Here is a 26,753-nt window from a genome sequence, read left to right on the forward strand (position 1 = left end):
TGTGCCAGCGCACAAAGCCGTTCATTCGTCTGCTTCATGGGCGTTTTCCTGCTCTGCGGCAGACTGCAAGATTCCCAACAGACCGCTTCGCAGCTGTTCCAGTGCTTCCGGCGTGGCTCCTTTCATGCCCGAAACGCTGTCCAACATTGCATCCGTCAACTGCTCTGCCGTGATCGTTGGGTGCTGCACATCCTGCCCTTTGGTCAATTCGGTGAACATCTTCTCTGCCACTTTCTTGCTCATGGCTTCCTGTTCGGCGTAATGGCTCCCGATGCCCTTTTTGATTTCCTTGACCGCTGCCATGAAGTACATCTCAATGTCATCAAGGTCACCTTGGTATACTGGCTTTCTTCGGAGACTGATGTCCTTTGCGGCTTTGGCTGCCTCCGGGGTCTTGACCCTTGTGCGCAGCAGGGTGCTCAGTGTCGTGAGCATGGCGTTCTGTGCCGCGATACCGGATGCAAAGGTATCATCAAAATACTGCGCTATGCGGTAAGTAAGCTCTGCAAAGCGGGCGTTTTCCAACAGCAGGTTGATCACCTCTGCATTGACACGCCCTGTGTAGAGGTTCTTTGCGGCTTCTACGGACAAGCCCAGTTCGGCAATGTCGTAATTCTTGCGGTCGGGGATATTGGTTTCTCCAAGCAAAAAATCCGTGGACACGTTGAACAGCCTTGCGATCTTCAGCACCTGCTCATGGGTCAGAGTTCCTTTTGCGCCACTGATAAAACGGTTGATGGTGCTCTTGGAGCAGCCGAGTTCCTTGGCAAGTTCTGGTTGGCTGATGTTGTGCTCTTTCATCAAGTCCGCAAGACGGATGTTGGATGGTGCGGGCAGATATTCCTGTGCCATGTGGTCGGCCCTCCTTTTTGAGCTTTTTCCTCATTATAATACGCTCTTCCGTTTTGTTCAATATACGTTTTCCTCTCTGCCCTTGCTGTTGCAAATCTGCAACCAGTAAGGGCTTTTTTCTTTTTCCGTTGCAGTTTTGCCGCTTTTTTGCTCTTTCTGCAAAATTCTCCGTATATTCAGGCACAAGACAAAAAATACCAGAGTTCCCACGCTAGGGACTCTGGTGCAACGCACGAAACAAAGGAGGAATGCCCTTGAGCCTGTATCAAACTGTCAAGTCCGCCATCACCGTTCGGCAGGTGGGAGAGATGTACGGCATGGAGCCAGACCGCCATGGCATGGTGTGCTGTCCATTCCATTCCGACAGCGACCCCAGCATGAAGCTGAACGACACCTATTATTATTGCTTTGGCTGTGGAGCCAACGGAGATGCCATCGACCTCACCGCCAAGCTGTTCGACCTGAACCCCCGGCAAGCCGCCGAGAAGCTGATAAATGACTTCGCGTTTGCGAAGCAATGCAGTCCCCAGTGGGGACTGCAAGTGACAGAGCGGTCTTGCGTCAGCAAGATGGAGGGGCCCCGCCCCGACAAGCTCTGGCTTGACCCGGACAAGCCGCCCGCCAATGCCATCGCTCTGCCGCCGCCCAAGCGTGGCCTGACAGACGAGCAGTGGGCAGACATCGCCTACTGCCTGCGGGTGCTGACCGATTATCTCGACCTGCTGCACGACTGGCGAGAGCGCTACAAGCCCACCACCCCGGAGGAGCCGCTGGACGAGCGGTTCGTGGAAGCTCTCCACATGACCGAGACCGTCGAGCACCTGACGGACTGCGTTGCATTTGGGACACCCCAGCAGAAAGCCGCTGCCGCCGCACAGCTGCTGTCCGGGTCGTACCTGCTGATGCTGGAGGAGCGCACCGACCGCCTTGCTCTGGCAAAGTGCGCCTGATAATTTATTCACCTGAAGTGGTAGGTCTCACCGTGAGACCTACCACTTCACTTTCCTAAAGGAGAACCACCACATGAAGAAAAACATTTCCCGCAACCCTTTATGGCCGGACTGGTACAACGGTAAGAAGATCGATGAAGTCCAGTTTGGCCGTGCCTTTCTGGAACAGTGGCCGCTGAAATGCGTCAACGGTACGCTGTACACGCTGGACGGCCCGGTGGAAGACGAAAGCGAGATCAAGCAGCGCATCTTGGAGAACATCGAGGAATATGTCACCTCTGGCCTGTCCAAAAAGGTCACCAACATTCTGGAGACCATCAAGCTGCTGGCTTTTTCCGACCCGTTCCCCATCGAGCAGGACTGCATCCACCTCCAGAACGGCGTGTACCATCTGCCGGACGGCTCTTTTCAGGAAAGCCGCCTGTTCTGCCAGAACCGCCTGCCGGTGAAGTACGCCCCCAAAGCCCCCAGCCCGGACCGCTGGCTGACCTTCCTGCACGAGCTGCTGGACGATGCCGACATCCCCACCTTGCAGGAGTATCTGGGCTACTGCCTGATCCCCAGCACCAAGGGACAGAAGATGATGCTCATCGTTGGCAAAGGCGGCGAGGGAAAGTCCCGCATCGGGCTGGTGCTGAAACGGCTCATGGGGGATGCCGCCAGCAACGGCAGCGTCCAGAAAGTGGAAAACAACCGCTTTGCCCGTGCCGATCTGGAACGCCGCCTGCTGATGATCGATGATGACATGGACATGAACGCTCTGCCCAAGACCAATTATATCAAGACCATCGTGACCGCCGAAGCCAAGCTGGACTTGGAGCGCAAGGGTGTCCAGAGCTACCAGCGGGATATTTACGCCCGGTTCCTCTGCTTTGGCAACGGTGCGCTGACCTCACTGTATGACCATTCGGATGGCTTCTTTCGCCGCCAGCTCATCCTGACCACCAAGGACAAGCCTGCCGACCGCACGGATGACCCTTTCCTTGTGGAGAAGATGTGCGCCGAGTTGGAGGGCATCCTGCTGTGGTGTCTGGAAGGACTGCACCGGCTGGTGCAGAACGATTTCCGCTTCACGGTCAGCGAACGAGCCGCCGCCAACGTGGACACCATCAAGCGCAGCAGCAACAATGTCATCGACTTCATGGAGTCCGAGGGCTATTTCCGCTTTAAGGCAGACTACTCCATCAGTTCCAAAGATTTCTATGAAATCTACAAACTGTGGTGCGAAGATAACGCCTGCCACAGCGTATCTGCCATCCGTTTCAGCGCAGAACTGCGCCAGAATGACCGCCGCTACAACCTTGAAGCCACCAACAACATCTACCTGCCCGGTGGCCGCAGGGTGCGGGGTTTTGTAGGCGTCGAGCCGCTTGTCCACCCCTGTCCGTAAAAAGTGCATTTTTTTACGGAAGAAGTTCGTACAACCTGTACGGTCTGTACTTGTACGCACCTGTACGGCGAATTAAAGCAAATTAAGACGTGTTATCGTTTATATTTCGCATTTCCGTACGTCGTACGAACCGTACAGGTTATTTGAAGTCCGTACGCAATTTTTTCAGATGCGTACGGAGCAATCAAGTTCGCATTGTGCGAACTTGATTGTAGCTCTCCCGCAGGAGGCGTTCCCCCTCGGAGAGTCCTCGAAGAGCCCACTACACTTTGCAGCCCATAGGGATGAAAGTGTTATAGTGGGTTATTACACTTCCGAAGAAGTGCATCTTCGTTCCCCGTCACCTTTCGATGAACCTTGAAAGGAGGGATGCCCTTTGGCAAGAAACGATGGCGTTGACCGCACCAGTGTCCGGAATCTCGCCGTTTCGGACAAGGCCGTTGGCAACACCCAGCAGCACAATGAGCGTGAAAAGGACAGCTATCGGAACCCCGACATTATCCCCCAGCGCACTGCATGGAACGTCCACTTCAAAAAGCCAACTGCCAGCTACACCGACCTATTCGCCCAACTGGAAGCCGCCGGAACCATCTCCACGCGCGGCTTGAAGCCGGATGCCACCCATTACTGCGAGCTTGTCTTTGATGTCAACTCGGCCTACTTTGACAACCACGGCGGCTACGAGTTCGCCAAGCAGTTCTATGAGGATGCCTACCAAGCTGCCGTTCAAATCGTGGGCGGTGAGCAGTATATCCTCTCGGCAGTCATGCACGCCGATGAGATCAACCGTGCCATGACCGAAGCATTAGGCCGCGAAGTTTACCACTACCACCTCCATGTGGTCTATGTACCTGTGGTGGAAAAGCAGATCCTGTGGTCGAAACGCTGCAAGGACAAGGCACTGGTCGGCACCGTCAAGGAGACTGTCATGCAGGTCAGCCGGAGCAAGAAGTGGGCATCCAAACCTCTGCTGGACGAATCGGGAAAGCCTGTTTTGCAAAAGAACGGCAAGCCTATCCTGAAGAAGTCGTACAGCGTCTTGCAGGACAACTTCTTCAATTTTATGCGCGCTGCCGGGTACACCGATATAGAGCGCGGCGAACGTGGCAGCACCGAAGAACACCTGACCGTCACCCAGTTCAAAGTTCAACGGGAGCAGGAACGGCTGGACAGCCTGACCGCCCAGATTGACCAGAAAGAGCAGCACCTCATCCAAACCAACAAAACCCTCTCCAAGACCGAAAAGGAACTTGCCGCTGTGCAGAAAAAGGCCACGCTCACAAAAGAAGCCCTCATTCATGCGCGTGATCTGGATTATATCGGCAAGCGCACCTTTCTCGGCAACTACTCGCTGACCGAAGAAGAATTTTCCAAACTGAAAAAACAGGCTGACCACGGCTATATGATGGACGTGGAGAACCGTCGCCTGAAAGAAGAACTTTCCACGGCCAAGAAGGAGGCCGTTCGTTGGAGCAACAAGTACCACGACCTGTGGTACGACGTGAAACCCTATCTGGATGCTATGCGCCGTGCGCCAGAACTGGTGCGCGGTTTTCTGGAAAAGATTCTTGCCCCCAAGCAGGAGTGCACCATGAATGTGCCACAGCGAAACCGCAGGCATGGGCAGGATATGGAACTTTGATTTTCGGAGGATACTGAATGGATAATAGAAGCACTGATATGATGAACGATGCGATTGACCTTTGCTCCTGTTATGAGCCTATTTGTGAACCACCTGTCAATTTACTCGAAGAATGGCAGGATTCGGAGTACGCGGGTCCCGAACCTACTCTTGAGAACACGTCTTACTATGTTAAAGAGCCAGACGGTACGCTCTATTTTTACTGTGGCAACACCAAAATCAAAATGACCGAACATTTCGCAGAAAATGGAAAATCAGTCGGCACACTGCTGGAAGATGTGATTCAGTATTCAGCTAACCGATGCGCCTGATGATAAAAACGAATTGAATCCAGCCCACACTTACGGTATAATGGAAGCAGAAGTATTGTAAGCGTGGGCTGTTTCTTTTAAGAAGGAGGCTCTACTATGAAACAGCCTAACAATACGATGATCTATAACACTGCACTGTACCTTAGACTAAGCCGTGACGATGAATTGCAGGGTGAAAGCGGCAGCATCCAGACCCAGCGCATGATGCTTCGTCAGTATGCAGAGGAACACGGGTTGACCGTTGTTGGCGAATATATCGATGATGGTTGGTCTGGCACCAACTTTGACAGACCGGGCTTTCAACGGATGATCGACGATATTGAGGAAGGCAAAATCAACTGCGTTGTAACAAAGGATTTATCCCGTTTAGGTCGAAACTATATTCTGACAGGTCAGTACACGGAGATCTACTTTCCGAGTAAAGGTGTCCGCTATATTGCTGTCAACGATAATGTGGACACTCTCAACGGCGAAAGCGAACTCGCTCCGTTCCTGAACATCCTGAATGAGATGCACGCTCGCCAGACCAGCAAAAAAGTCAAGGCCGCTATGCGGACAAGATTTGCGAACGGTGCGCACTATGGTGCATACGCTCCTCTGGGATATATCAAAGACCCCGACAAGTCAGGGCATCTTCTGGTAGACCCGGAAACGAAGTGGATCATTGAGAAAATCTTTGATCTTGCGGTGCATGGACACGGTGCGGCCAGCATCACCCATATTTTAGTAGATGAAAAGGTTCCCACTCCCGGCTGGTTGAATTTTCAGCGGTATGGCACATTTGCTAACATCTATGCAGGAGCGTCGGAAGAGAAGTCCTACGCATGGACGGTAGCGCAGGTCAAAAGTATCCTGAAAGAAGAAACCTATATCGGTCACAGCGTTCACAATAAGCAGAGCAACATCTCTTTCAAGAACAAGAAAAAGGTGCGGAAGCCGCAGGAGGAATGGTATCGTGTGGAGAACACCCACGAAGCTATTATCTCTGCGGATGTGTTCCGACAGGTGCAGGAGCAGATTGCTCATCGCCGTAGAAAACAGAAAGACGGAACAACGCAAATCTTTTCCGGGCTTGTAAAATGTGCGGATTGCGGCTGGTCGATGGCCTATGGTATGAATAAGCAGAACAAAAAGCCCTACGGCTATTACCATTGCAGCAAAAACGGACAGGGCTTTCACCAATGTTCCATGCACTATATTCGATATGATGTGCTGTACACCTATATTCTGGCAAGAGTGCAGTATTGGTCGCAGCAAGCACAGCAGGATGGAGATAAACTCTTGCAGCGTTTACTGAATGCCAGCGACAAAGAACGCAACACCGCCAAGAAAAAACAGACTGCCGAACTCAAAAAGGCCACAAAGCGTAAGGCAGAGGTGGACAACCTGTTCGCCAAAATGTATGAGGACTGGTCTGTTGGACGCATTACGGAGTACAATTTCAATATGCTGTCCGAAAAGTATCAGGCAGAACAGCATGAACTGGACGAAAAGATTCAAGAACTTCAAGCCGAACTTGATGCAGCCGTTCAGACCGCTGTTGACGCTGAAAAGTGGATTGAGTTGATGAAAAAGTACGTCAACCCCACACAATTGACCGCCGAACTTCTAAATGCTCTGATTGAAAAGATTCTCATTCACGAAGCTGTCAAGCATGAAGATGGCACCAGAGAACAGGAAGTTGAAATTTTTTACCGTTTTATCGGCAAAGTCGAGTGACGCATTATAAAAGGGTGTGCAATCGAACGGTTGCACACCTAGTACATAACCAATATCTTTAAGTGAGGGATTCTCCGTTGTCACTCCATGAGATGATGGCGGTTAAAAATAAGAATCTTCTGAACTTTGTGCAGGACTATCAGATTCACCTGATTGACCCTGCAAAGCTAAGCGCAGAGGATTTGGAAAGATTCTCTTCAAGTCTGAGAGAAGTCATTGGATACATTAAGTATTCCAAAGATAAGAAACGCTTATCTGAATTTTTGACTGATAATCCGCGTATGCTGATAGAAGCAAACGCGGCGAGGGTTATTAAAGCAGTTACGAATACACCGCTGGATATTCCAGAGGGCGCGGAGGTGATTGATGTGTGCAAAGCTGTTGAGGAAATGATGAACGAAAGCGAAGAACGAGGCGAACTCAGGATGCTCGTGCAGCTTGTTCGAGATGGAGATTTGAAGCTGGAACGTGCTGCTGAAAAAGCAAAAATGACTGTCGAACAGTTTGAAAAGGTAATGGAGAATACTCCTTTGCAGGCGGTATAAGATAAACAGAATATAGAAAACAGATAAGCCCTACAAGGCACAAATTGGTTCACAAAACCGATTGAAAGCCTTGTGGGGCTTATTTTTTTGTGCCTTTTTCAAATTTATTTGTGAAAAAAGTTGTCCAAGACTTGACATCGGGCGGTGATTATGGTTACTTCGGCAAAGGCGATACGGGCTATGCCCAGTACATGACGGCGTTCAACCGCAACTTCGGCGGCTCGTCCGGCGGCGGTGGTGGCGGAAACCACAACAACAATGGCGGTGGCGGCGGGGACGGCAGCGGGTGCGGCTGCCTGATCGCTATTGCAGTGGTCGTGGTGCTGATCCTGATCGTCTTGGGTGGCTGAATCAATCCCTGCAGGTGAAACACAGGTTTTCCCTGTGGGGATTTTTTGAATCCGCTTGTAGAAAGCAACGGTCTATGGTAGGATGAAACCAAAGATACACAGGAGGGCTTACACATGGTTTTACTGGTTGTGGATACACAGAAAGGTATCGTGGATGAATGCCTGTATGCGTTTGAAAAGTTTGTCAGCAACATCAGGAAACTAATCCGGACTGCCCGCGAACAGGGAATCGAGGTCGTCTATGTCCAGCATGACGATGGGCCCGGCACCGGTTTCTCCATCGGGGACGATGAATTCGAGGTCTATTCCGGGTTTGCGCCGCTGCTGACTGAAAAACGGTTCGTCAAAACCGTATGCAGTGCGTTCAAAAAAGAAAGCGGTCTGCTGGAATATCTGACGGAAAAGGGCGAAAAAGATGTGATGGTCTGCGGCATCATGACCGACTTCTGCATCAATGCAACGGTGGAGGCAGGCGTTGAGCATGGTCTGCACATGATCGTTCCTGCCTATGCAAATTCCACGCAGGACAACGAGTACATGACAGGGGAGCAGAGCTACCACTATTACAATGAATTCCTCTGGCCGGACCGCTATGCCGATTGTGTGCCCATGGACAAGGCGCTGGAGCTGCTCAAAAAGTGAGGTGTTTACAATGATTTCTGAAAAAGCCAAAAATCAGATTCAAGTGGTGCAGGGTGACATTACTAAACTGGACTGTGACGGCATCGTAAATGCGGCCAATCGCAGTCTGCTGGGTGGCGGCGGTGTGGACGGTGCTATCCACCGAGCAGCAGGGCCGGAACTGCTGGCTGAGTGCCGCACGCTGCACGGCTGCCGCACCGGAGAAGCAAAAATCACTAAGGGCTACCGGTTGAGAGCAAGGTATATCATTCATACGGTAGGCCCGATTTATTCCGGCACAGCAGAGGATGCAGTGCAGCTGGCGGATTGTTACCTCAACTCGCTGAACCTCGCCAAAGAGCATGATATCCACGGCATTGCGTTCCCGGCAATTTCGACCGGCGTGTATGGTTACCCGCTGGAAGATGCCACGGAGATTGCAGTTAAAACGGTGGCGCAGTGGCTGGAAGATCATGCGGATTACGCAATGCAGGTGATTTTCTGCTGCTTCGATGCCAGGACGGAGCGGGGGTATCAGGCAAGGCTGTAACCGGAAGAGGTGTGAGAGATGGGCTTTTTCAAAAAGCTGTTTACAGGGATCGGTTTTGCGGCAGGATTTCTGCTCTTCGGATGCTTGTCAGTGATTGTGTATGCGTCCCGTGGACGGCATAAACCCTGCCATCGGCGCAGCAGCTTTTGGAACACACTGGAGCGCTACCTGATTTTTTCGTGGATCTGTGAAGGTGTGCGCAGCAGCCGGAAACGAGCGGAAAAGTCCTATTATCAGCACACAGGCAGCGATTTCTGGCAGACGCAGACACGGGTTCGACCGGAAAATGTTAAAAATGCTGTTCCTGCGGTGAAAACACCAAGGCCGGAGGCAAAAAGCACGAGCACAGGTGCAACGCGGTCGGTAAAACCAAAGAGAACGGAGCGTCCTTCTGCGGCACAGGAAGCATCGGCAGCACAAAGCGGTGCCAAAAGCGTGTCGGTGCCGACTGTACTAGGGCAAAACGTTTCGGAGGCTGACGCAGAAAAGCACAGCGAATGGTCAAAGCCTAAGCCAGAGCCCAAGCAGGAGCATACTGCGCAACAGCCAGAAGCCAAAGAAGTACATCAAAAGTCTGCACAGCAATTGGAAGCAGAACGGCAGCAGAACCTGGAAAACCTGCGTGCTGCAATGCAAAAACAGATTTGCACCATTCATGCAGATGTGGAACTCCCGGCAGGGAAACTGAATGACAGTGGGTCAGCGGAGCAGAAACTGCATGTCCTGTTGTACAAGTCCACGCTGCCAGAAAATGACCTGAATCGGGCACTGGACGAGCTTCGGACGGAGCGCAGGCGGGAAAAAGCCCAGTATCAGGGCGCACCCTTTGCGGATGTGTTTCTGGTGAACCTGATTTTGTCCGATGAGGACAGTGAACGGGCCTGCATCGTGGATGTGGGGGATACCGGCATGAGCTATGTGATCCCGTGGAGCAGCATCCCGCAGGAGCTTCAGCAGCCGCTGCGCCGTTATGTGGCACAGGCAGACGGAAAGCTCTGCGGCTATTGCAAAGAGGACCTCTGCAACACCGAAAACGGACGAATGATCGTGGAGCTGTATCTGGGCAAACAGGAACATCACGTTTCGAGGATATTGTATTGAAATAGCTGCACAACCGCAGCTATTGGATTGAAAATAAGGCTGAAGCCCCAATTGCTCCAGCCAATGTCAGAGTTTCTTACCGATGACGGCGAGATAAAGGATTATGATAATCCGGAACATTTTGTGCATATCACGCTGGATGCGGATGGAAACGCAAAGAGCGATCGTGCTACGGTCAAAGTAGAAGGATAATCGTCAGTCATTACGCAGTTCCTACAGAGTGACAGCGTTTCAGCTTGAAATGCTGCCACTCTTTTTTGTTGTCTATATCACAGATAAAATAGCGTTCCATCTTGAAAACAGCGTAAAGATTTATTATAATAAGATAAATAGTTGTGACTTCTGCAAAGGAGGGCTGAATCATGGCAGCGCAGCGCACCTATCTGGCAATCGACCTGAAAAGCTTCTATGCCTCGGTGGAGTGCGTAGACCGTCATCTGGACCCCCTGACCACCAATCTGGTGGTGGCGGACGCCTCCCGCACCGAAAAGACCATCTGCCTTGCGGTGTCGCCCTCCCTGAAAGCCTACAAGATACCCGGCAGAGCACGGCTGTTTGAAGCCGTTCAGCGGGTGAAAGAGGTCAACGCCCAGCGGCTGCAGACTGCCATCCGGCAGCACAAGGCAGTCCGGGGAGAGGACGGCAAATACCACTTTGCCAGCACCTCTTTTGATGCCAACGCCCTGAACGCAGACCCGGCGCTGGGGCTGAGATACATCGTTGCGCCGCCCCGGATGCAGCGATATCTGGACGTTTCCACTCAGATCTACAAGACCTACCTCAAATATGTCTCCCCGGCGGATATCTACCCCTACTCCATTGACGAGGTTTTCATTGATGTGACGGGCTATCTGCCCTATTACCACATGAGCGCCCACGAGCTTGCCATGACCATGGTGCGGGAGGTGCTGTATAACACCGGCATCACCGCAACGGCAGGCATCGGCACCAACCTCTACCTCGCAAAGCTGGCCATGGACATTGTGGCAAAACACATCCCGGCGGACAAGGACGGTGTCCGCATTGCAGAACTGGACGAGCAGTCTTACCGGTATCTGCTGTGGAACCACCGCCCGCTGACGGATTTCTGGATGACCGGTCCCGGCACCGTCAAGCGGCTGGAAGCCCACGGCATCTACACCATGGGGGACTTGGCACGGTTTTCTATCCACGGAGAAGATCGTCTGTATGAGATTTTCGGCGTGGATGCGGAAATTCTCATCGACCACGCATGGGGCTATGAGCCCTGCGGTATGGCTGAGATCAAAAGTTACAAGCCCAGCACCAACAGCATCAGTGAGGGACAGGTGCTGACCTGCCCTTACCCCAACGATAAAGCAAAACTCATCGTCCGGGAGATGGCAGAGATTCTGATGTTCCGGCTCACCGAAAAGAAGCTGGTGACGGAATCCATCACCTTGGAGATAGGCTACGACCGGGAGAACGTGGACAAGGGCGGCTACCGTGGTCTGACCCAGACCGACCGCTACGGCAGGGTCATCCCCAAGGCAGCCCACGGCACCGTCCGGTTTGATGCCCCTACCAATCTGGGCAGCACGATTATCAACGAAAGCGCAAAGCTGTTTGAGCGCATCACCGACCCGGCACTGACGGTGCGGCGCATCACCATCAACGTCAATAAGGTCACGCCGGACGAGGGTATCTATCAGGTGGACTTTTTCACAGACACCAAGAAGCTGGAAAAGGAGAAAAAACTCCAGCAAGCCATGCTGGGCATCAAGAGCAAGTACGGCAAAAACGCTGTGCTGAAAGCCAGCAGCTACGAAGAGGGTGCCACCATGCGCCAGCGTAATGCGCAGATCGGCGGGCACAGCGCAGGAGGTTCGGCGGGAGGTTCAGATGGAAAACTACAAAAATAGCAAAATCGGGCTGGAGACTGCCCAAAAGTACGGGGACATCCTAGAGATGGAACGCCCCCACACGGAAGAATCCCTCCGCAAGCACCCCCGCATGACCCTTCAGAACCGTGCCAAAATCTTCTCGCCCTTCTCTCCGCTGCGGGGCTATGACGAGCAGCTTGCCGCAGAAAAGCAGCGCACCGAGCGTGTGACCAAGCGCATTCTGACCGAGGAAGAAATGTCCGCCCTGTCTGATAAGCTGATGCAGGTCACCAAGGGCATGACCATCACGGTGCGGTACTTCAAAGAGGATACCGCCCACCCGGAGATTCCCGCAGTGGGCAACTACATCACGCTGACCGGAAAAGCGGACCGCATCGACCCGGTGTTCCGCACCTTGCAGGTGGGCGAAACCGTAGTGCCCTTTGAAGATCTGGTTGAGATCAGTGGAGAAAGCATCATGGAGATTGACCAATATCTCGGCATTACAGAGGATTAAGCACAAAAAAGACCACCAGCCGTTTCCGGCTGGTGGTCTTGCTTACTTATGCTGTATCGCCGGGAGCGGTTTGATTTTATTTCCGACTTTTTTGCGTTCCAGTGAGAACACCATATCTGGAGTGCGTTCAAAGAAATCTATGTCACGTTTCCAGCTTGTCCCACACTTGCAATGGAACAGCCCTGTGAACTGCTGTTTCATCTTGCGCCGCAGTTTGGGCAGATATGTTTACTTGCCCCTCATATTGCATTACTGGAGTTTTGCAAGGATTTCTTCAGCCGTCATACCGCTGGCAAGCAGCTTCTTCAGCACATCTTCTGCTTCGCCTTTCTTTGCTTCTTCTGCTGCCTTTGCTTCGACGGCAGCTTTTTTATTTTCGGCTTTGGTAAGTTCCTTGGTGGCGGCTTTCAATTCTGCTTTCTTGGCTTTCAGCTGCGTCTTCAGATCATCGAGATTTGCAGTCAGCGCAGCAACCTCAGATTCGATTTTTTCCTTTTCGGCGGTCTTTTCTGCAACGACGGCTGCATAATCAACGTTGGCCTTTACAATACGGGTCTTATTCTTGCTTCCCTTGGGTCTTGCCATAATAATTTCCTCCCATAATAAAACCATCTCTATATGGTGATATTCTCAGAATTTCATCTGTCTGCATATTCTGGCACCATTGACATAAATGTCATTTGCCAGTTCTGTAACAAGCCGCATATCCTGCCAGGTTTCACACTTATTCCCCATAAAAGTAATGTTATCAAAATGGACATCATGGACACGTACTTCTTCTGTCGGTGTCTGATACCCCCGGATCATGGAGACCGGGATATCTCCGTTCAGCACCTGGATATTATCAAAATAGATATCATTAATCTCTCCTTTGGCAAGCTGTTCCGTATATTTGCAAAGCAGAACCTTAATATCGAACAGTTTCTGTTCTGCCTGCTCTACTCTGATATTTTTATAATGTATATCATGAACATGGCCGCCATCTGCCTGATGGATGGAAAGCGCCGCACCACCCATGTTTCCTTCATACTGGCAGTGTATAATATCACAATCCTCAAATACTAGGTCGTGGATTTCGCTCTGGAGGGCATAACCAAGCTCTATGGCATTACCGGGTTCTGCATTCCAGATCACGTTATTGTGAACACGCACTTTTGTTACGTCACGTACCGTTGACGGATCTTCAAACAATCTTTGGGATTTGATGCAGATACTGTCGTCTGTGGAACGGATAAAGCAATTTTTTACCTCTACGTCCTGGCTGCTCGTAATATCAATACCGTCTCCCGTTACAATCCTCGACATAATATTCATATCATCAATCACAACATGGTCACACGCCGCAGGAACTACATGCCAGGAAGGACCGTCTACAGCAGTAAAGCCTTTTAAGAGTACATTATTACACCACTTGGCATAGATAAAGAAACGGTCTGCATTACTGTCCGGCAGATGCCAGCAGGCTCCGTTGATAATTCCGTTTCCTACAATGGAAATATTGTCACAATGGTCTGCGTATACACAACCTGATACAACAGCACCTTCCTCTATGTAAACCGTATCATTGGACTTTAAGGTAAGAACTCCTACATTATATACCTTGCCCTTTTCAAAACAGATGGTGGTATCTGCCGGCTTCTCAATCCGGTGCGAGCAAAGCACAAACAATGCATCATGAAGACCACCATCTGTCTCTACAGTAAACTTTCTCGGTTCATCAAGATGGATATGGACTGTTTCTCCTTTTACCAAAGGAACTATGCCAAAGCTGGACGGACGGATTTCAAGTTTTTCATATGGTGTATGGATTGAAATCTCCAGATCATACGCTTCGTTATCTACTACTACAACATAGTCAAACGAATCTGTATGGTATACCACACGCTCTGTTCCATTGCAGGTAACACTGTATTTTGTTGATTTTTCCAATTCATCTACAGATTTTAAAATAAATCTCGGTTCCTTGACCGGGTCCGGATTAGGATAATAAATCAAATCATTTTCAAAATCCTTCATATCTCTTTTCTCCTCGCTCCATCATAAATACTTATGATTCATACTGCCTATAATCAATTACCAGAGCTATTATTTAATTCTTCGTTAATCTCTTTGAGAATCTGGTCACCACCCTGATTCTTCCAGTTTTCAACAAAAGTATCAAATTCGCTGATATCTGCTTTTCCCATAATAATCTTTGCAAATGTTTCTTCTTCCATTTTTTTAGGTTAGCCCATTTTGCCTGCATGGTTTCTGTCTGACCGCTATATGCATTGTAAACCGGTATATATTTATCATTTAATATAAGTATATTCTTTCTGTCTCGAAATGGCAATACTTTCTTAGACAACAAGAGCGGAGCCCTTTGCAAGGCCCCGCTCTTATTCATAGAGAAAACCACAAGCTATGCTTGTGGAAGAAAAGAGCCGTAGCGTTGAAACGGTAGAAAAAGAACCTCCTTTTGCTATAATTAGAAGCGGGTAACGCCAACCGCATAGGGCCTTTGGCTCGGCCTACTTTTTGGAGCTGGGCCTCTCGTGCCAGCAGCTCGAACAGAATATCCCGGCCCTCTTTACCGACCCCGCGTGCGGCCATGTGCTGCGGGCGAAAGGCTTCGTACAGGACGAGAACGGCTGGGTGGAGCTGAACGCCACCGCCGACGGCCTGACGGCAAACGCTATCCCCAAGGGGCAGGAAGTGCTCATCGTGATCGGGGAGGGGCTGGAGAAAGAACGGATTGAGGTGAGATTAAAGGGGTAAGGCGGATCCCCCGTATATCGTTGTATCTTTCCATAAATAGTTTGTCTCCCGCCCAAAGTAGGCGTATAATAGGGGAAAAGAAACGCTAAAGGAGAATCCCCTATGAACGACACCGCATTGCGCAAACCGACTGCCCGGCGGGTGGTGGGCATGGTGGCGGGCATCGTCATCATCGCCCTTGGCATTGCGCTTTTCAAGCAGTCCCACCTCGGCAACGACTCCATCAGCGCCCTGAACATGCGGCTGGCGGAGCTGCTCGGCATCTCGCTGGGCACCCAGAACCTGTGCACGAACATCCTGTTTTTCCTGCTGGAATTCTGGTTCGGGCGCAAGTACATCGGCCTTGGCACCTTCGTCAACGGCATCTGCATCGGGTACATCGTCACGGCGTTCTATGACCCCATTCACGCCCACTTCGGCGACGCGCCGTCGCTGGCGGTGCAGTTGGCGTGGGTCATCGCGGCGGTGCTGGTCACGGCGCTGGGCGCTTCTCTCTACCAGACCGCCGACCTCGGCATCGCGCCCTACGATTACCTTTCCCTCGGTCTGCGGGACTACACAACCTGCCCGTACTTCGGGTGCCGCATCTTCACCGATGCGCTCAGCGCCCTGCTGTGCTGGCTGCTGGGTGGCCTTGTGGGCCTTGGCACCTTGATTTGTGCGTTCTGCCTTGGGCCCTTCATCCAGTTCTTCGACCGGACGTTCTCCCAGAAGGTGCTGCAATACAAACCGAACAATTGAGAAACCCCGCGGCGTCAAATCATACGCTGCGGGGGTCTTTTTTATTGCTGCCGTTAAGCAGAAAATGAAAATGAAGGAGATTTATCTTTCGAAACCGCCTGTGGACTGCTGCGGCGATGGGGAGCCATAACAAACCCATCAGACAGGCTTTGGAAGAAGTAAATGGAGTAAAGATTGAAATACAGAAAAATCGCAGACGGCATTTTTCTTGACCGTTCCAACCGCTTTATTGCCCATGTGGGAGTGAATGGAGCAGTGGAAACCGTCCATGTCAAGAACACCGGGCGGTGCAAGGAACTGCTACTGCCCGGTACGGCGGTTCGGCTGGAAGTGTCAGATAACCCGAAACGCAAAACAAAATACGACCTTGTGGCGGTACATAAGCAGGGGCTTGGTTGGGTCAACATGGACAGTCAAGCACCCAACAAGGTAGTAGGAGAGTGGCTTGCAAAACAGGGCTACGACTATATCAAGCCGGAATTCACCTATGGCAAGTCCCGCATCGACTTTTACATGGAAAAGGGCGAACAGAAGTACCTGCTGGAAGTCAAGGGCTGCACACTGGAAGTGGACGGTATCGGCTACTTCCCGGATGCACCTACCGAGCGCGGCGTGAAGCACCTGCACGAGCTGGCGCAGGCACAGCAGGCAGGGTATCGGTGCGCAGTGGCTTTCGTGATTCAGATGGAAGGCATCACCGAGGTGCGGCCAAATGTCAGCACACAGCCGGAGTTTGGTACGGCACTGACCGAAGCAAAGGCCGCAGGTGTGCAAGTACTGTTTTTGCTCTGCCATGTAGGGCGGGATGGTCTGGAAATCGTGGAGCAGAGGGAAGGCTGAAAAAAATTTCAGAAAACCTCTTGACCCTGACGCAGCGTCATAGCGTATACTGTGGCTGTCGCAAGGGAGGACAGCAAGATGATGACAGTGAACGAAGTGAGCAAGCGGACCGGAGTGAGCATCCGGACCCTGCAATATTACGATAAAATCGGTCTGCTGCGCGCGGCGGGCCGTACCGAAGCAGGCTATCGGCTGTATGACGATGCCGCGCTGGAACGTTTGCAGCAGATCTTATTGTTCCGGGAACTGGAATTTCCGCTGAAGGACATCCAGAAAATCGTGGAGAATCCTGCTTTTGACCGGCAGAAAGCACTGGAACAGCAGATCACACTTCTGACATTGAAAAAGCAGCATCTTGAAGATCTGATCAGCCTTGCGCAGAAAATTCGATCCACAGGAGGAATGGTTATGGACTTTACCGCATTTGATACGCAGAAGATCAAGAAGTATACCGAGCAGGCCAAAAAGGAATGGGGCGAAACGCCGGAATACAAAGAGTTTGAGGAAAAAACTGCCCATAAGACCGAGAAAGAGGTTAAGGACATGAGCAGTCAACTGATGGACATCGTGGCGGCATTCGGCGGGATGCAGAGCAAAGACCCGGCGGACTCTGAAGTGCAGGCACAGGTGAAGAAGCTGCAGGAGTTTATCACAGAGCACTACTATAACTGTTCCAAGGTGATCCTGAATCAGCTGGGGCAGATGTATGGGGCAGGCGGAGCATTTACGGAAAACATCAATGCTGCCGGCGGTGCCGGTGCCGCAGAATTTGCGCAGAAAGCCATTGAGATTTATTGCAAGTGAGCCCAAAAACGCTTTGCGTGATTCAGTTACAGAAATCATAAATAGGAAATGTTATCATATAGATACAAGAAACACACCGATAACATTCCAATGGAGGATTTCGATATGAAGGCAAAGTTTTACATCTGCAATCACTGCGGCAACCTCGTCACTACCATCCATAACGCAGGCGTTCCGCTGGTCTGCTGCGGGGAGAAGATGAAAGAGCTGGTTCCCAATACGGTGGAAGCCAGCGGCGAGAAGCATCTGCCGGTGGCAGAGCTTTCCGGCAGTCGTCTCACGGTCACAGTGGGCGCGGTGGAGCACCCCATGGCGGATGTTCACTATATTCAGTGGATTTTTGTGGAGACTGAGAACGGCGGGCAGATCCGCTATCTGAATCCGGGGCAGGCTCCCAACGCGGTGTTTGAACTGGGAAGTGAAAAGCCGGTGGCCGTTTACGCATACTGCAATCTGCATGGGCTCTGGATGACGAAACTCTGATACAATCAATGCAAACGGGGAGTGATTTGATGTCGCTCCCTGTTTTTTGATGAGAACTTTATGCGGTTCTTTGGGTTCGGAACTGTGTATAAATGGGATGGATATCTGCTGAACGGAGATGCACTGCATAACAACCATCTGAGGGAAAGACTGACGTTTCTTGCACAGGAATTAGAAAAGATTACGGCAGACCTCCCGGTATGGGGATAGGAAAAGCAAAATCCTCTTTTTCAATGCCCAAAAGCGTGGTAGAATAGGTAAAAGATTCAGTATCTGAAAAACGGAGCGCGCAACAATGAAGATTCTGGTCAGCGCCTGCCTGCTGGGCGAAAACTGCAAATACAGCGGCGGAAACAATTACAATCAGGCGGTCTTTGATTTTGCGCGGGGGCATCAGGTGGTTCCGGTCTGCCCGGAGGTGCTGGGCGGCCTGCCCACACCGCAGTGCCCGGCGGAAATCGTGCAGGGTGTTGTCACGAACAAAGAGGGCATCAATGTGGACCGGGAGTTCCGAGCGGGCGCAGCCAAGGCCCTTGCCATCGCAAAAGAAAATGGGGTGGAGCTTGCCATCCTGCAATCCCGCAGTCCCAGCTGCGGCGTGAAGGAAATCTACGACGGAACGTTTTCCGGGACAAAGATTCCCGGACGGGGTGTTTTTGCCAAGATGCTGATGGACGAAGGCGTCCGTGTTCTGGATGCCGGGGAGTTGCCTAAAATTATCTTGAAAAATGAGGACGGAAAATGTCAATCAAACTGATTTGCAGTGACATTGACGGTACGCTGCTGCAATACGGCAAAAAGGAACTGGAAGACGAGATCTTTGAGCAGATACGGGAGCTGCATCGGCGCGGCATTCTGTTTTGCCCGGCATCCGGTCGGCAGTATACCAGCCTGCGCAAGCTCTTTGCACCGGTGGCGGACTGCTGTGTGTTTCTCTGCGAAAACGGCGGCGTGATCTATAAGGACGAACAGTGCATCGCCAAGAATCCGATGCCGCGCGCGCTGGCCGAAGAAATCGCCAACGACCTGTGGACCCGCAGCGACGGGCAGGGCGAAGTGATGCTCTCCGGTCAGAATACCGCCTACCTGATGGAGCGGGGCATGGGAATGCTCCAGCGCATCCAGTTCATCGGGAACAACTATCAGATCATTCATGCCCCGTCTGAGGTGCCGGAGGAGATCACAAAAGTATCGGTGTATCTGCACGAAGGCGTAGAATCTTACACGGAACGGTTTGTCCCACGATGGAAAGAGGCGAACTGCGCTGTGGCAGGGCCGTACTGGATCGACACCACCTTTGCCAACAAGGGCATCGGTGTGCGCAGCATCTGCAAAACTCTGGACATCGACCTTGCCGATGTGATGGCTTTTGGCGACAATTATAACGATGTGTCGATGCTGGACATTGTGGGTGTGCCCTACATTATGGATGGTGCCGCCGCACCGCTGCGGGAAAAGTACCCGAACCATACACCCCGCCCAGAGGATGTGCTGCGGGAGTTTTTGAAGTAGAACTGGATTTTGAATGTGCGTGTTCAAAATTTGAAATGATACGATACAAGCTGCACGGCTCTGCTGGAAGAACTGCGCTGACAGGAGAATTTTATGACAGAGCGTTATTGTGAAGGTGAACGGTTTGCTGACCTGTCGTTCACCGAGGAGACTTTTGAGGATTGCGACTTTACCGACTGCGTGTTTGTGGATTGCTCTTTTACCAAGTGCGAACTGAATCATACCACGCTGAACGAGTGCAAATTCGTGCGGTGTGAGATCATAGGTCTGCGCAGTACCCATTCCTCGGTGCAGTCGCTGGATTTTGAGGACTGCCGCCTGAATGAAATTGAGTGGGCACCGCTGATGTCCAACGGTGCCTTCCCGGACCCTATCCACACGCTGAAAGAGTGCAGTCTGAAATATAACACCTTCACCGAAATGAACTTCAACCGCTTCGACTTTTCGGACGGCAACGAAATTGTCGGCTCCATGTTTGCCAAATGCGAGATGCAGCTGGCGAATTTCAAGGGCGTGGAACTTCACGAAACGGAGTTCTACCAGTGTGACCTGCGCAAGGCGGATTTCCGGGATGCTACAGGCTATAAGGTGGACATTCTGGGCAGCCGCCTGAAGGATGCAAAGTTTTCCCTGCCGGAAGCGGTGAATCTGCTGGCAGATTTGAAGATCAAGCTGTCGTAAGAAGGAGAAAAAATGCGTCAACTCATCATTGCCCGAAAAGACCTGCAGATGTCTCCCGGTAAGCTGGCGGCGCAGTGCTGCCACGCTTCGCTGGCGTTCCTCACCGACCCCATCGGCATGGGACAGGGCGTGGAACCCATCGAGAAAGACGGAGAAATTACCGGCTATCGGGCAGAAATCATGTTGGAGAAAGCAACCTATGAAGAATGGTTCGATGGCTCTTTTACCAAAACTATCTGCGGGGCAAAGAACCGCAATCAACTGCTAAAAGCAAAGACAATTGCCGAGGAATTGGGCCTTGTGGAAAACAAAGACTTCTTCCTTATCCGGGATGCCTGTCACACCGAGCTGGAGCCGGAAGAATTTGATGAAAACGGAGAAGGCATGACCCTGACCTGCATCGGTTTCCGCCCGCTGCCGGATGAAATTGCACATCAGATCAGCCATAAATTTCATTTGTATTGATAGAATTCCTTTATTTTATAAGCATTTTCCACAGTCACTGCAGCCGTTGCAGATCAACTTGCTGCCGCAGGTCTCGCAGTTTGCGCGGAAATGAGGCACATAGAGATCTTCCTGTGGGATGGGGTAGCCCCAGTCGTCCACGAGGTCAAAATGAATGGGCCTGCCCTGAGAATTCATGCCGGATTTACAGGCCATTCGGCTTTGCAGTTGCTTGTTTGGCAGGTGGTAGCGCCTGCCGTCCTTGATGAACACGGTGCCGGTCTCGATAAAGCAGAAGGTCACGTTGGCATCCACGCATTCCTGCCGGAGAGACTTGACCCAATCAAAATTGCAGGGGCGGGCACCATCATAGTTTTCGCCGCCGCAGATGACCTGCTCGATTTGCCCGGCGGAAAGGTACTGCCGGATGCTTACTGGCCCGATGAAGGGCGCGCACATGATGCCCTTGTGCTTGAAGGGCAGGTTAAACAGAATGGGAATGCGCTCATCGGCGCGGCGTTGATTTTCACAGGTGACGTTGAAAAAGATGTTGTCCCAACCGCTGCCCCAGTCCGGCGGCAGGCACTCCCGCACCCGCTGCGGCCGCTTTGTGAGCAGGAAAAACACCACATCGCTGCGTTGGCGCATGATGTCCCACGCTTCAGCCCGCCACGGGTCGGCTTCTTCCAAGAAAAAATCCGAGGTCATGCAGACCCGGATCTGCTCACCACTCTGGATTTTGTAGTGTCCGGTGCGGTCTTTCTGGAGCGGATAGGAAAAGCCGCTTTTCGTTTTGTAGATCTCGGCTCCGTTCTGGTCCCGCATCCGGTCGAGAAAATACATGTAGCAGTTCTGGCAGCCCTCGCTGCACTTGACGCAGCCGTGCCATGGATTCCAGATGTCGTGCAGGAAGCTCACCTTCTTTCGGTACCTATTATTATAATAGCTGCGCGGACAGGAAACAAGAGCACCCCTTGCACCGCCCCGCCGGATGTGATAGGATTAAACAAAATTTAATAACGCTTTGTATGAAAACAACTTTAGATAGAATTCCAGGATGATACAACAGAAAGGAATTTGACTATGGCACGATATAGCGTGAATAATTATACGGTGGATGTGCTTTTGGCGGATATAAAATCCGGTAATATTGCGATTCCGGAAATGCAACGTCCATTTGTATGGGACGCAACGCAAGTGCGTGATTTGATGGATTCGCTCTATAAGGGCTTTCCGGTCGGATATATTATCGTATGGCAAAATCCAAGTGTAAAGTTGAAAGACGGAACAGTTGCAATAGGGAAAAAAGTTCTGATCGACGGGCAACAGCGTATTACTGCTATGGCGGCTGCAATTGTGGGACAGGAGGTTTTAGACAGCCACTATAAATGGAAACGGGTCTGTATTGCGTTTAACCCCATTGACGAAATATTTGAAGTGGCAAATTCCGCAAATCAAAAAAGCAGTAAATGGATTCCGGATATTGCAAAAGTGCTGGATGTGTCCTTTGGTTCTTTTTCTTTTGTGATGGAATATTGCCAGAAAAACGGAATTATGGACAAAGCACAGGAAATCAATGACACAATCAATCGGTTGAGGGCAATACAAAATAATAGCATTGGTGTTATTACGCTGGCAGAAGATTTGGATATTGACAGTGTAACGGAAATTTTTATTCGAATCAATTCTAAGGGTGTGGTTCTGTCGCAAGCAGATTTTGCAATGTCTAAGATTTCTTCGAATGAAATATATAATGGAAATGTGACCCGAAAAACGATTGATTACTTCTGTCATTTGTTGGAGTCTCCGGAGGATTTGAAAGAAATCAAGAAAAATGATGCTGAATTTGCGGCGAGACCGGAATTCGAAGCTATAAAGTGGGCAGCTGCAAAGAATGCACCGATTTATCGCACATGTTATACGGATATTCTTCGTGTTGCATTTACATATAAATTCAAGCGAGGAAAGCTAGCAGATTTGGTTAGCTTGCTTTCAGGTCGAGATTTTGAAACGCGTGAATTTAAGATCGAAATAGAAGAAAGGTCGTTCAATCAATTACATGAGGCAGTTCTGCAAGCGGTGAATCAGACAAATTACGAACGGTATTTGATGATTGTGCGCTCAGCGGGAATTGTGAAAAAATCGCTGATTCGTTCACAAAATGTTTTGAACTTTGGCTATGCGCTTTTTCTTGCACTTCGTGAACGAAAAGTGGATAGTAATCAAATTGAAAAGATTGTACGCAAGTGGCTGGCTTTGTCTATTTTGACGGGAAGATATTCTTCTGGCTCGCCAGAGTCTGCATTTGATTACGACATTAAGAGATTTTTTGCTTATGATGATCCGATGCAGTACCTGAATATCACAGAGTCGGGCGAATTATCTGAGGCGTACTGGAAGGTAAATCTTGTTCAACGGCTGAACACATCGGTTGCGAGCAGTCCATATTTTAATATGTTCCTTGTGGCACAGGTCAAGGCACACGATAAAGGCTTTTTGTCGATGGAAATTGATATTGAGTCCATGTTGGAAAACAGAGGCGATATTCACCATTTGTTCCCGAAAAATTACTTGATAAAAAATGGAATTGTGCAAGCACAATACAATCAAATTGCGAATTATGCTTTTATTCAACAGGAAATCAATATTAAAATTAAAGATAGTTCGCCAGCCCACTATATGACTGAAGTGATAGGGCAATGCAATACGAAAAAGCCTGTTTATGGTGGAATCATAGAACAAGATAGGCTGGCTGAAAATCTTAAACAGAATTGTATTCCAGACGGATTTGAAAGCATGGAGATTGGCGACTATCAGGATTTTCTACAAAGGCGTCGGGAACTGATGGCTGAGAAAATACATCAATACTATGATTCCCTCTGATTTCAAAGGCGAAACTTGATATAAAGGGATGCACTTCGCAATGCGGTCTCTCTGGGCGGTGACAGTGACACCCTTGCCTGCATCACCGGCGGCATTGCCGAAGCTTTTTACGGGATGCCGCAGGAACTGCGGGACGAGACTTTGAAACGTCTGCCGGAGGATATCCAGGAAGGATATGGGCTGTTTCGGTGGAACATCGGCCAGAGATAAGACATTCGGAGAACCAAGGAGCAGATACAACACACTCGTGATGTGAAGTATCTGCTCCTTGGTTTTTAATAAGACTCGATGGAGGGCGTCTTGCATCGGCCTGAAAAATCCGATATACTGAACCCAGAGAGTATATCGAATTTTTTGGGAAAAGGAGAGAACGGTATGGAACATCTTTATGAAAAGGCACTGGAAAGTGCGGAATATATCAAGACGCACACGAAAAAGCGCCCGAAGATCGCGGTGGTGCTGGGCTCCGGCCTTGGCAAGCTGACCGCGGACTTTACGGACACGGAAGAACTGTCCTACAAGGATATCCCCAACTTCCCGGTATCTACGGTGGCAGGACACAAAGGCGCATTGTTGGCTGGCAAGCTGGGGGACACGGAAGTCTACGCCATGGAAGGCCGCTTCCACTTCTATGAGGGCTACTCCATGAAGGAAGTCTGCTACCCGTTCTATGTGTTCAAGCTGTTGGGCGTGGAAAAGGTGGTGTTGACCAACGCCTGCGGCGGCATCAACCGGGAGTTTGCGCCGGGCACCCTGATGCTCATTACCGACTTCATCAACATGATGGGCACGAACCCCCTCATTGGCCCCAACGATGAGCGCTTCGGCCCCCGCTTCCCGGACATGACCGAACCTTACAGCCTGGAACTGCGGAACCTTGCCAAGCAGACCGCCGATGAACTGGGCATTGCCTACAAGGAGGGCGTTTACATGGGCTTTATGGGCCCTTGCTATGAAACGGCGGCTGAAATTCGCGCCTTTGCGGGGATGGGAGCCGATGCCGTGGGCATGAGCACCGTGCCGGAAACCATGGTATGCAACTACATGGGCATGAAGGTACTGGCCGTCAGCTGCATCACTAACATGGCCACCGGCATCCAGACGGTCAAGCATAGCCACGCCCGCGTGCTGGAGATCGCAAATCAGGCAGGCGATACCCTGTGCCGATGGCTGGGTGCGGTGATTCAGAGAATGGAGTAAAAAAGATATTGAAAGCCATCGATCAAAATTTCCGGGCATCGCTACGGACGGCAGAGGAACGCCCCGTAGCTGGTACAGGCAGTCAAGGAAAAACGCGGTGCGACCATCTGCAAAGACCTGAAGGGCATCAAGGCCGATACGGTGCTGTGCCCCTGCCCGGAGTGCGTCCGCAATGCAGTGCTGGCCTTGGGTGCTGGATGAGCAGTCGAAAATATGAAACAGGCGTGCAGAAAACAACCCTTCTGATCACTATTTGCTGAAAAATTGCTGCGAAAAGTAATATACCTATTGACATGGTATGTAAATGGGTATATGATACAGGCAATTCGTCAAACAAAAAAGTGAAAGGAAGGGTTTTGTTATGCCCAGAATCAGCGAAATCAACCCGGAAACTGCACCGGAAGCGATCCAGAAAATCATTGCAGACCATCTGGCGGACGGCCACGCTCTGACCGCAGAAAAGCGCACATTGCTCCACAATGCAGCGGCATTCAATGCTGTGGAGGCCGGTTCTTATGCGCTGGATGATGAACTGCAGCGGCTCATCGGCAAGCGTGCAGCCGATTTTTACGAATATGCTATTTCCCAGAAAAACGGCTGCCTTGTGTGCAGCATTTACTTCCAGAATCTGCTCAAGAAAAACGGCATCGACTTTGAGAATTTTGCATTCACTCCCAAAGAGGAGATCCTGATCGAATACGGTCAGGCCATTGCAGAGGACCCCAAGCATGTGCCGGAAGAGCTGTTTGCAAAGCTGAAGGCAAACTTTACGGAGGAAGAGATCGTGGTCATCACGGCGATGGGCGTGATGATGATCGCCAACAACTACTTTAACGACATTCTGGATGTGACGCCGGACAAGCTGGTTTGAGCCGAAGATCGGGAGGGAAGAGCAATGGCAGGACTGGTGCATTCCATCGAGGAACTGGTGGGGCGCACCCCGCTGATGGAGCTGGACCGCTTTGAGCGGCAGCAGCAGTGCGGGGCGCACCTGCTGGCAAAGCTGGAGTTCTTCAACCCAACCGGCAGTGTGAAAGACCGGGCTGCGCTTTCCATGCTCAATGCTGCGGAAGAAGCCGGACTGCTGAAACCCGGCGGTACCATCGTGGAGCAGACCAGCGGTAACACCGGCATCGGTCTGGCCGCGTTTGCAGCAGAGCGTGGGTACAAACTGGATATTTTTCTGGAGCGGGGTGCCTCGCTGGAGCGGCGGCTGATGCTGCTGGCCTATGGGGCACGGCTTCTGGATTACAAAGATGCCACCGGGGAGCGTCCGGAGACGAAGCGCACCCACCCCTGGCAAGAGCCAGAGCGGGAGGCGACGCTGGATGAGATCGCAGCCTACTGCCGCCGCACCGGAGCTTACTTTAACAATCAAGCGGCAAACCCGGCGAACCCCGAGGCGCATTACCGCACCACTGGGCCGGAGATCTGGCAGGATACAGAAGGCCATGTGGATATTCTGGTTTGCATGGCGGGCACCGGCGGCACGGGTTTTGGCACAGCAGGTTATCTGCGCAGCCGCAACCCGAATCTGCAAGTGGTTCTGGTGCAGCCCCATCCGGACTCCCGCCTGACCCCGGAGCACCCGGATGCGCAGATCATAGATGGCGTTTTGCCGGCGTATGATGTGCCGGAAAGCGCACTTTCCGACTATCTGCGGCCAGACTGGAGCGATGCGTGCATCAATGTCCGCACCGAGGAAGCCTACGAAACGGCCCATGAGGTGCTGCGGGCGGAAGGACTGTTTCTTGGCACATCGGCAGCAGCGGCTTTGCACGCAGCGGTGCAGGTGGGCCGCAGACCGGAGAATCAGGGAAAGAACATCGTGGTCATCGTCCCGGACAACGGCATGAAATATCTGTCTACGCCGATGTACCGGCAGAAATGATAAAAACACGATGATGCGACTGAATTTTGAAAAGATTGCATAGGATTTTATAAAAGTATTATTCTTTCATGAATTTTAGCACTCTTCTATTGACACTGCTAATGAACGGTGCTATAACAGTGGCGTGC

At 51.2% G+C, this 26,753-nt stretch carries 30 protein-coding genes and 1 pseudogene; 26 read left to right on the forward strand and 5 right to left on the reverse strand.

Annotated features, from left to right (window positions below):
* Nucleotides 1-21: 21 nt before the first annotated feature.
* Nucleotides 22-852: a helix-turn-helix domain-containing protein gene (locus WMO44_RS07005; protein WP_349152151.1), complete on the reverse strand. Its 831-nt coding sequence runs from the start codon at nt 850-852 to the stop codon at nt 22-24.
* A gap of 248 nt (nt 853-1,100) precedes the next feature.
* Between WMO44_RS07005 and WMO44_RS07010 the strand changes: the two genes are divergently transcribed.
* The 12 genes from WMO44_RS07010 to WMO44_RS07065 all read left to right on the forward strand — a co-directional run bounded on the left by WMO44_RS07010 (nt 1,101) and on the right by WMO44_RS07065 (nt 12,389).
* A complete protein-coding gene (locus WMO44_RS07010; RefSeq protein ID WP_349152152.1) occupies nt 1,101-1,802 on the forward strand; it encodes a CHC2 zinc finger domain-containing protein in 702 nt (233 codons plus the stop codon).
* A gap of 73 nt (nt 1,803-1,875) precedes the next feature.
* On the forward strand, nt 1,876-3,192 hold the full coding sequence (locus WMO44_RS07015; RefSeq protein ID WP_249234830.1) for a DNA primase family protein: 1,317 nt from the start codon (nt 1,876-1,878) through the stop codon (nt 3,190-3,192).
* A 376-nt stretch (nt 3,193-3,568) separates the two neighbouring features.
* Nucleotides 3,569-4,834, forward strand: coding sequence for a plasmid recombination protein (locus WMO44_RS07020; protein ID WP_349152153.1), 1,266 nt, complete (start codon nt 3,569-3,571; stop codon nt 4,832-4,834).
* A gap of 17 nt (nt 4,835-4,851) precedes the next feature.
* Complete coding sequence (locus WMO44_RS07025; RefSeq protein ID WP_097782879.1) at nt 4,852-5,145, forward strand: hypothetical protein; 294 nt, start codon at nt 4,852-4,854, stop codon at nt 5,143-5,145.
* A 96-nt stretch (nt 5,146-5,241) separates the two neighbouring features.
* Nucleotides 5,242-6,864 carry a recombinase family protein gene (locus WMO44_RS07030; protein WP_349152154.1) on the forward strand — a complete coding sequence of 541 codons (1,623 nt, stop codon included), beginning with the start codon at nt 5,242-5,244 and terminating at the stop codon, nt 6,862-6,864.
* Nucleotides 6,865-6,941: 77 nt separating this feature from the next.
* Nucleotides 6,942-7,409, forward strand: coding sequence for a hypothetical protein (locus WMO44_RS07035; protein WP_349152155.1), 468 nt, complete (start codon nt 6,942-6,944; stop codon nt 7,407-7,409).
* 89 nt (nt 7,410-7,498) lie between these two features.
* On the forward strand, nt 7,499-7,759 hold the full coding sequence (locus WMO44_RS07040) for an HFLK protein (RefSeq protein WP_349152156.1): 261 nt from the start codon (nt 7,499-7,501) through the stop codon (nt 7,757-7,759).
* 114 nt (nt 7,760-7,873) lie between these two features.
* On the forward strand, nt 7,874-8,401 hold the full coding sequence (locus tag WMO44_RS07045) for an isochorismatase family protein (RefSeq protein ID WP_349152157.1): 528 nt from the start codon (nt 7,874-7,876) through the stop codon (nt 8,399-8,401).
* A gap of 10 nt (nt 8,402-8,411) precedes the next feature.
* On the forward strand, nt 8,412-8,930 hold the full coding sequence (locus WMO44_RS07050; RefSeq protein WP_349152158.1) for an O-acetyl-ADP-ribose deacetylase: 519 nt from the start codon (nt 8,412-8,414) through the stop codon (nt 8,928-8,930).
* Between the two features lie 630 nt (nt 8,931-9,560).
* Nucleotides 9,561-10,031 carry a hypothetical protein gene (locus tag WMO44_RS07055; protein WP_349152159.1) on the forward strand — a complete coding sequence of 157 codons (471 nt, stop codon included), beginning with the start codon at nt 9,561-9,563 and terminating at the stop codon, nt 10,029-10,031.
* A gap of 362 nt (nt 10,032-10,393) precedes the next feature.
* Nucleotides 10,394-11,911 (forward strand): Y-family DNA polymerase, encoded by a 1,518-nt coding sequence (locus WMO44_RS07060; protein ID WP_349152160.1) that lies wholly within the window; start codon nt 10,394-10,396, stop codon nt 11,909-11,911.
* Nucleotides 11,892-12,389, forward strand: a complete 498-nt coding sequence (locus WMO44_RS07065) for a YolD-like family protein (RefSeq protein ID WP_349152161.1) — start codon at nt 11,892-11,894, stop codon at nt 12,387-12,389. The genes WMO44_RS07060 and WMO44_RS07065 overlap by 20 nt, the downstream gene beginning before the upstream one ends.
* A gap of 249 nt (nt 12,390-12,638) precedes the next feature.
* Here the strand turns inward: WMO44_RS07065 and WMO44_RS07070 are convergent, their stop codons facing one another.
* From WMO44_RS07070 to WMO44_RS07080, 3 genes are read right to left on the reverse strand one after another with little or no spacing between them, the layout of a single operon-like run.
* A complete protein-coding gene (locus WMO44_RS07070; RefSeq protein ID WP_097779520.1) occupies nt 12,639-12,974 on the reverse strand; it encodes a hypothetical protein in 336 nt (111 codons plus the stop codon).
* Between the two features lie 45 nt (nt 12,975-13,019).
* Nucleotides 13,020-14,405, reverse strand: coding sequence for a glycosyl hydrolase family 28 protein (locus WMO44_RS07075; protein WP_349152162.1), 1,386 nt, complete (start codon nt 14,403-14,405; stop codon nt 13,020-13,022).
* Nucleotides 14,406-14,458: 53 nt separating this feature from the next.
* On the reverse strand, nt 14,459-14,605 hold the full coding sequence (locus tag WMO44_RS07080) for a hypothetical protein (protein ID WP_155515392.1): 147 nt from the start codon (nt 14,603-14,605) through the stop codon (nt 14,459-14,461).
* A gap of 301 nt (nt 14,606-14,906) precedes the next feature.
* Here WMO44_RS07080 and WMO44_RS07085 point away from each other — a divergent pair, with 301 nt between their 5' ends.
* The 9 genes from WMO44_RS07085 (at nt 14,907) to WMO44_RS07125 (ending at nt 20,672) form a co-directional block, all read left to right on the forward strand.
* On the forward strand, nt 14,907-15,146 hold the full coding sequence (locus WMO44_RS07085; RefSeq protein ID WP_005921342.1) for a GTP-binding protein: 240 nt from the start codon (nt 14,907-14,909) through the stop codon (nt 15,144-15,146).
* A 102-nt stretch (nt 15,147-15,248) separates the two neighbouring features.
* The gene (locus tag WMO44_RS07090; RefSeq protein ID WP_349152163.1) at nt 15,249-15,887 is read left to right on the forward strand and encodes a YczE/YyaS/YitT family protein; all 639 of its coding nucleotides are present in this window, start codon (nt 15,249-15,251) and stop codon (nt 15,885-15,887) included.
* Nucleotides 15,888-16,061: 174 nt separating this feature from the next.
* Nucleotides 16,062-16,727, forward strand: a complete 666-nt coding sequence (gene sfsA, locus WMO44_RS07095; protein ID WP_349152164.1) for a DNA/RNA nuclease SfsA — start codon at nt 16,062-16,064, stop codon at nt 16,725-16,727.
* A gap of 78 nt (nt 16,728-16,805) precedes the next feature.
* The gene (locus WMO44_RS07100; RefSeq protein ID WP_349152165.1) at nt 16,806-17,531 is read left to right on the forward strand and encodes a MerR family transcriptional regulator; all 726 of its coding nucleotides are present in this window, start codon (nt 16,806-16,808) and stop codon (nt 17,529-17,531) included.
* A 105-nt stretch (nt 17,532-17,636) separates the two neighbouring features.
* Nucleotides 17,637-18,014, forward strand: coding sequence for a desulfoferrodoxin family protein (locus WMO44_RS07105; protein WP_055185761.1), 378 nt, complete (start codon nt 17,637-17,639; stop codon nt 18,012-18,014).
* A gap of 295 nt (nt 18,015-18,309) precedes the next feature.
* Nucleotides 18,310-18,771 carry a 2-thiouracil desulfurase family protein gene (locus WMO44_RS07110; RefSeq protein WP_349152166.1) on the forward strand — a complete coding sequence of 154 codons (462 nt, stop codon included), beginning with the start codon at nt 18,310-18,312 and terminating at the stop codon, nt 18,769-18,771.
* Nucleotides 18,756-19,526, forward strand: a complete 771-nt coding sequence (locus tag WMO44_RS07115) for an HAD-IIB family hydrolase (protein WP_349152167.1) — start codon at nt 18,756-18,758, stop codon at nt 19,524-19,526. The genes WMO44_RS07110 and WMO44_RS07115 overlap by 16 nt, the downstream gene beginning before the upstream one ends.
* A 93-nt stretch (nt 19,527-19,619) precedes the next feature.
* Nucleotides 19,620-20,207 (forward strand): pentapeptide repeat-containing protein, encoded by a 588-nt coding sequence (locus tag WMO44_RS07120; RefSeq protein ID WP_349152168.1) that lies wholly within the window; start codon nt 19,620-19,622, stop codon nt 20,205-20,207.
* Between the two features lie 12 nt (nt 20,208-20,219).
* Nucleotides 20,220-20,672: an aminoacyl-tRNA hydrolase gene (locus WMO44_RS07125; protein ID WP_005946299.1), complete on the forward strand. Its 453-nt coding sequence runs from the start codon at nt 20,220-20,222 to the stop codon at nt 20,670-20,672.
* 15 nt (nt 20,673-20,687) lie between these two features.
* Here the strand turns inward: WMO44_RS07125 and WMO44_RS07130 are convergent, their stop codons facing one another.
* A complete protein-coding gene (locus tag WMO44_RS07130) occupies nt 20,688-21,569 on the reverse strand; it encodes a DUF5131 family protein (protein WP_349152169.1) in 882 nt (293 codons plus the stop codon).
* A gap of 165 nt (nt 21,570-21,734) precedes the next feature.
* Between WMO44_RS07130 and WMO44_RS07135 the strand changes: the two genes are divergently transcribed.
* From WMO44_RS07135 to WMO44_RS07155, 5 genes and pseudogenes are all read left to right on the forward strand, one after another.
* The gene (locus WMO44_RS07135) at nt 21,735-23,534 is read left to right on the forward strand and encodes a GmrSD restriction endonuclease domain-containing protein (RefSeq protein WP_349152170.1); all 1,800 of its coding nucleotides are present in this window, start codon (nt 21,735-21,737) and stop codon (nt 23,532-23,534) included.
* Nucleotides 23,535-23,570: 36 nt separating this feature from the next.
* Nucleotides 23,571-23,744, forward strand: a pseudogene (locus tag WMO44_RS07140) (ADP-ribosylglycohydrolase family protein); the annotation flags it as partial.
* A 165-nt stretch (nt 23,745-23,909) separates the two neighbouring features.
* Nucleotides 23,910-24,734 (forward strand): purine-nucleoside phosphorylase, encoded by an 825-nt coding sequence (locus tag WMO44_RS07145; protein ID WP_097785016.1) that lies wholly within the window; start codon nt 23,910-23,912, stop codon nt 24,732-24,734.
* A 361-nt stretch (nt 24,735-25,095) separates the two neighbouring features.
* Nucleotides 25,096-25,605: a carboxymuconolactone decarboxylase family protein gene (locus WMO44_RS07150; protein WP_097778866.1), complete on the forward strand. Its 510-nt coding sequence runs from the start codon at nt 25,096-25,098 to the stop codon at nt 25,603-25,605.
* Nucleotides 25,606-25,629: 24 nt separating this feature from the next.
* Nucleotides 25,630-26,625, forward strand: a complete 996-nt coding sequence (locus tag WMO44_RS07155) for a PLP-dependent cysteine synthase family protein (protein ID WP_097778867.1) — start codon at nt 25,630-25,632, stop codon at nt 26,623-26,625.
* Nucleotides 26,626-26,753: the final 128 nt, after the last annotated feature.

Source organism: Faecalibacterium tardum (genome assembly GCF_040096515.1).
GTDB lineage: Bacteria > Bacillota > Clostridia > Oscillospirales > Ruminococcaceae > Faecalibacterium > Faecalibacterium tardum.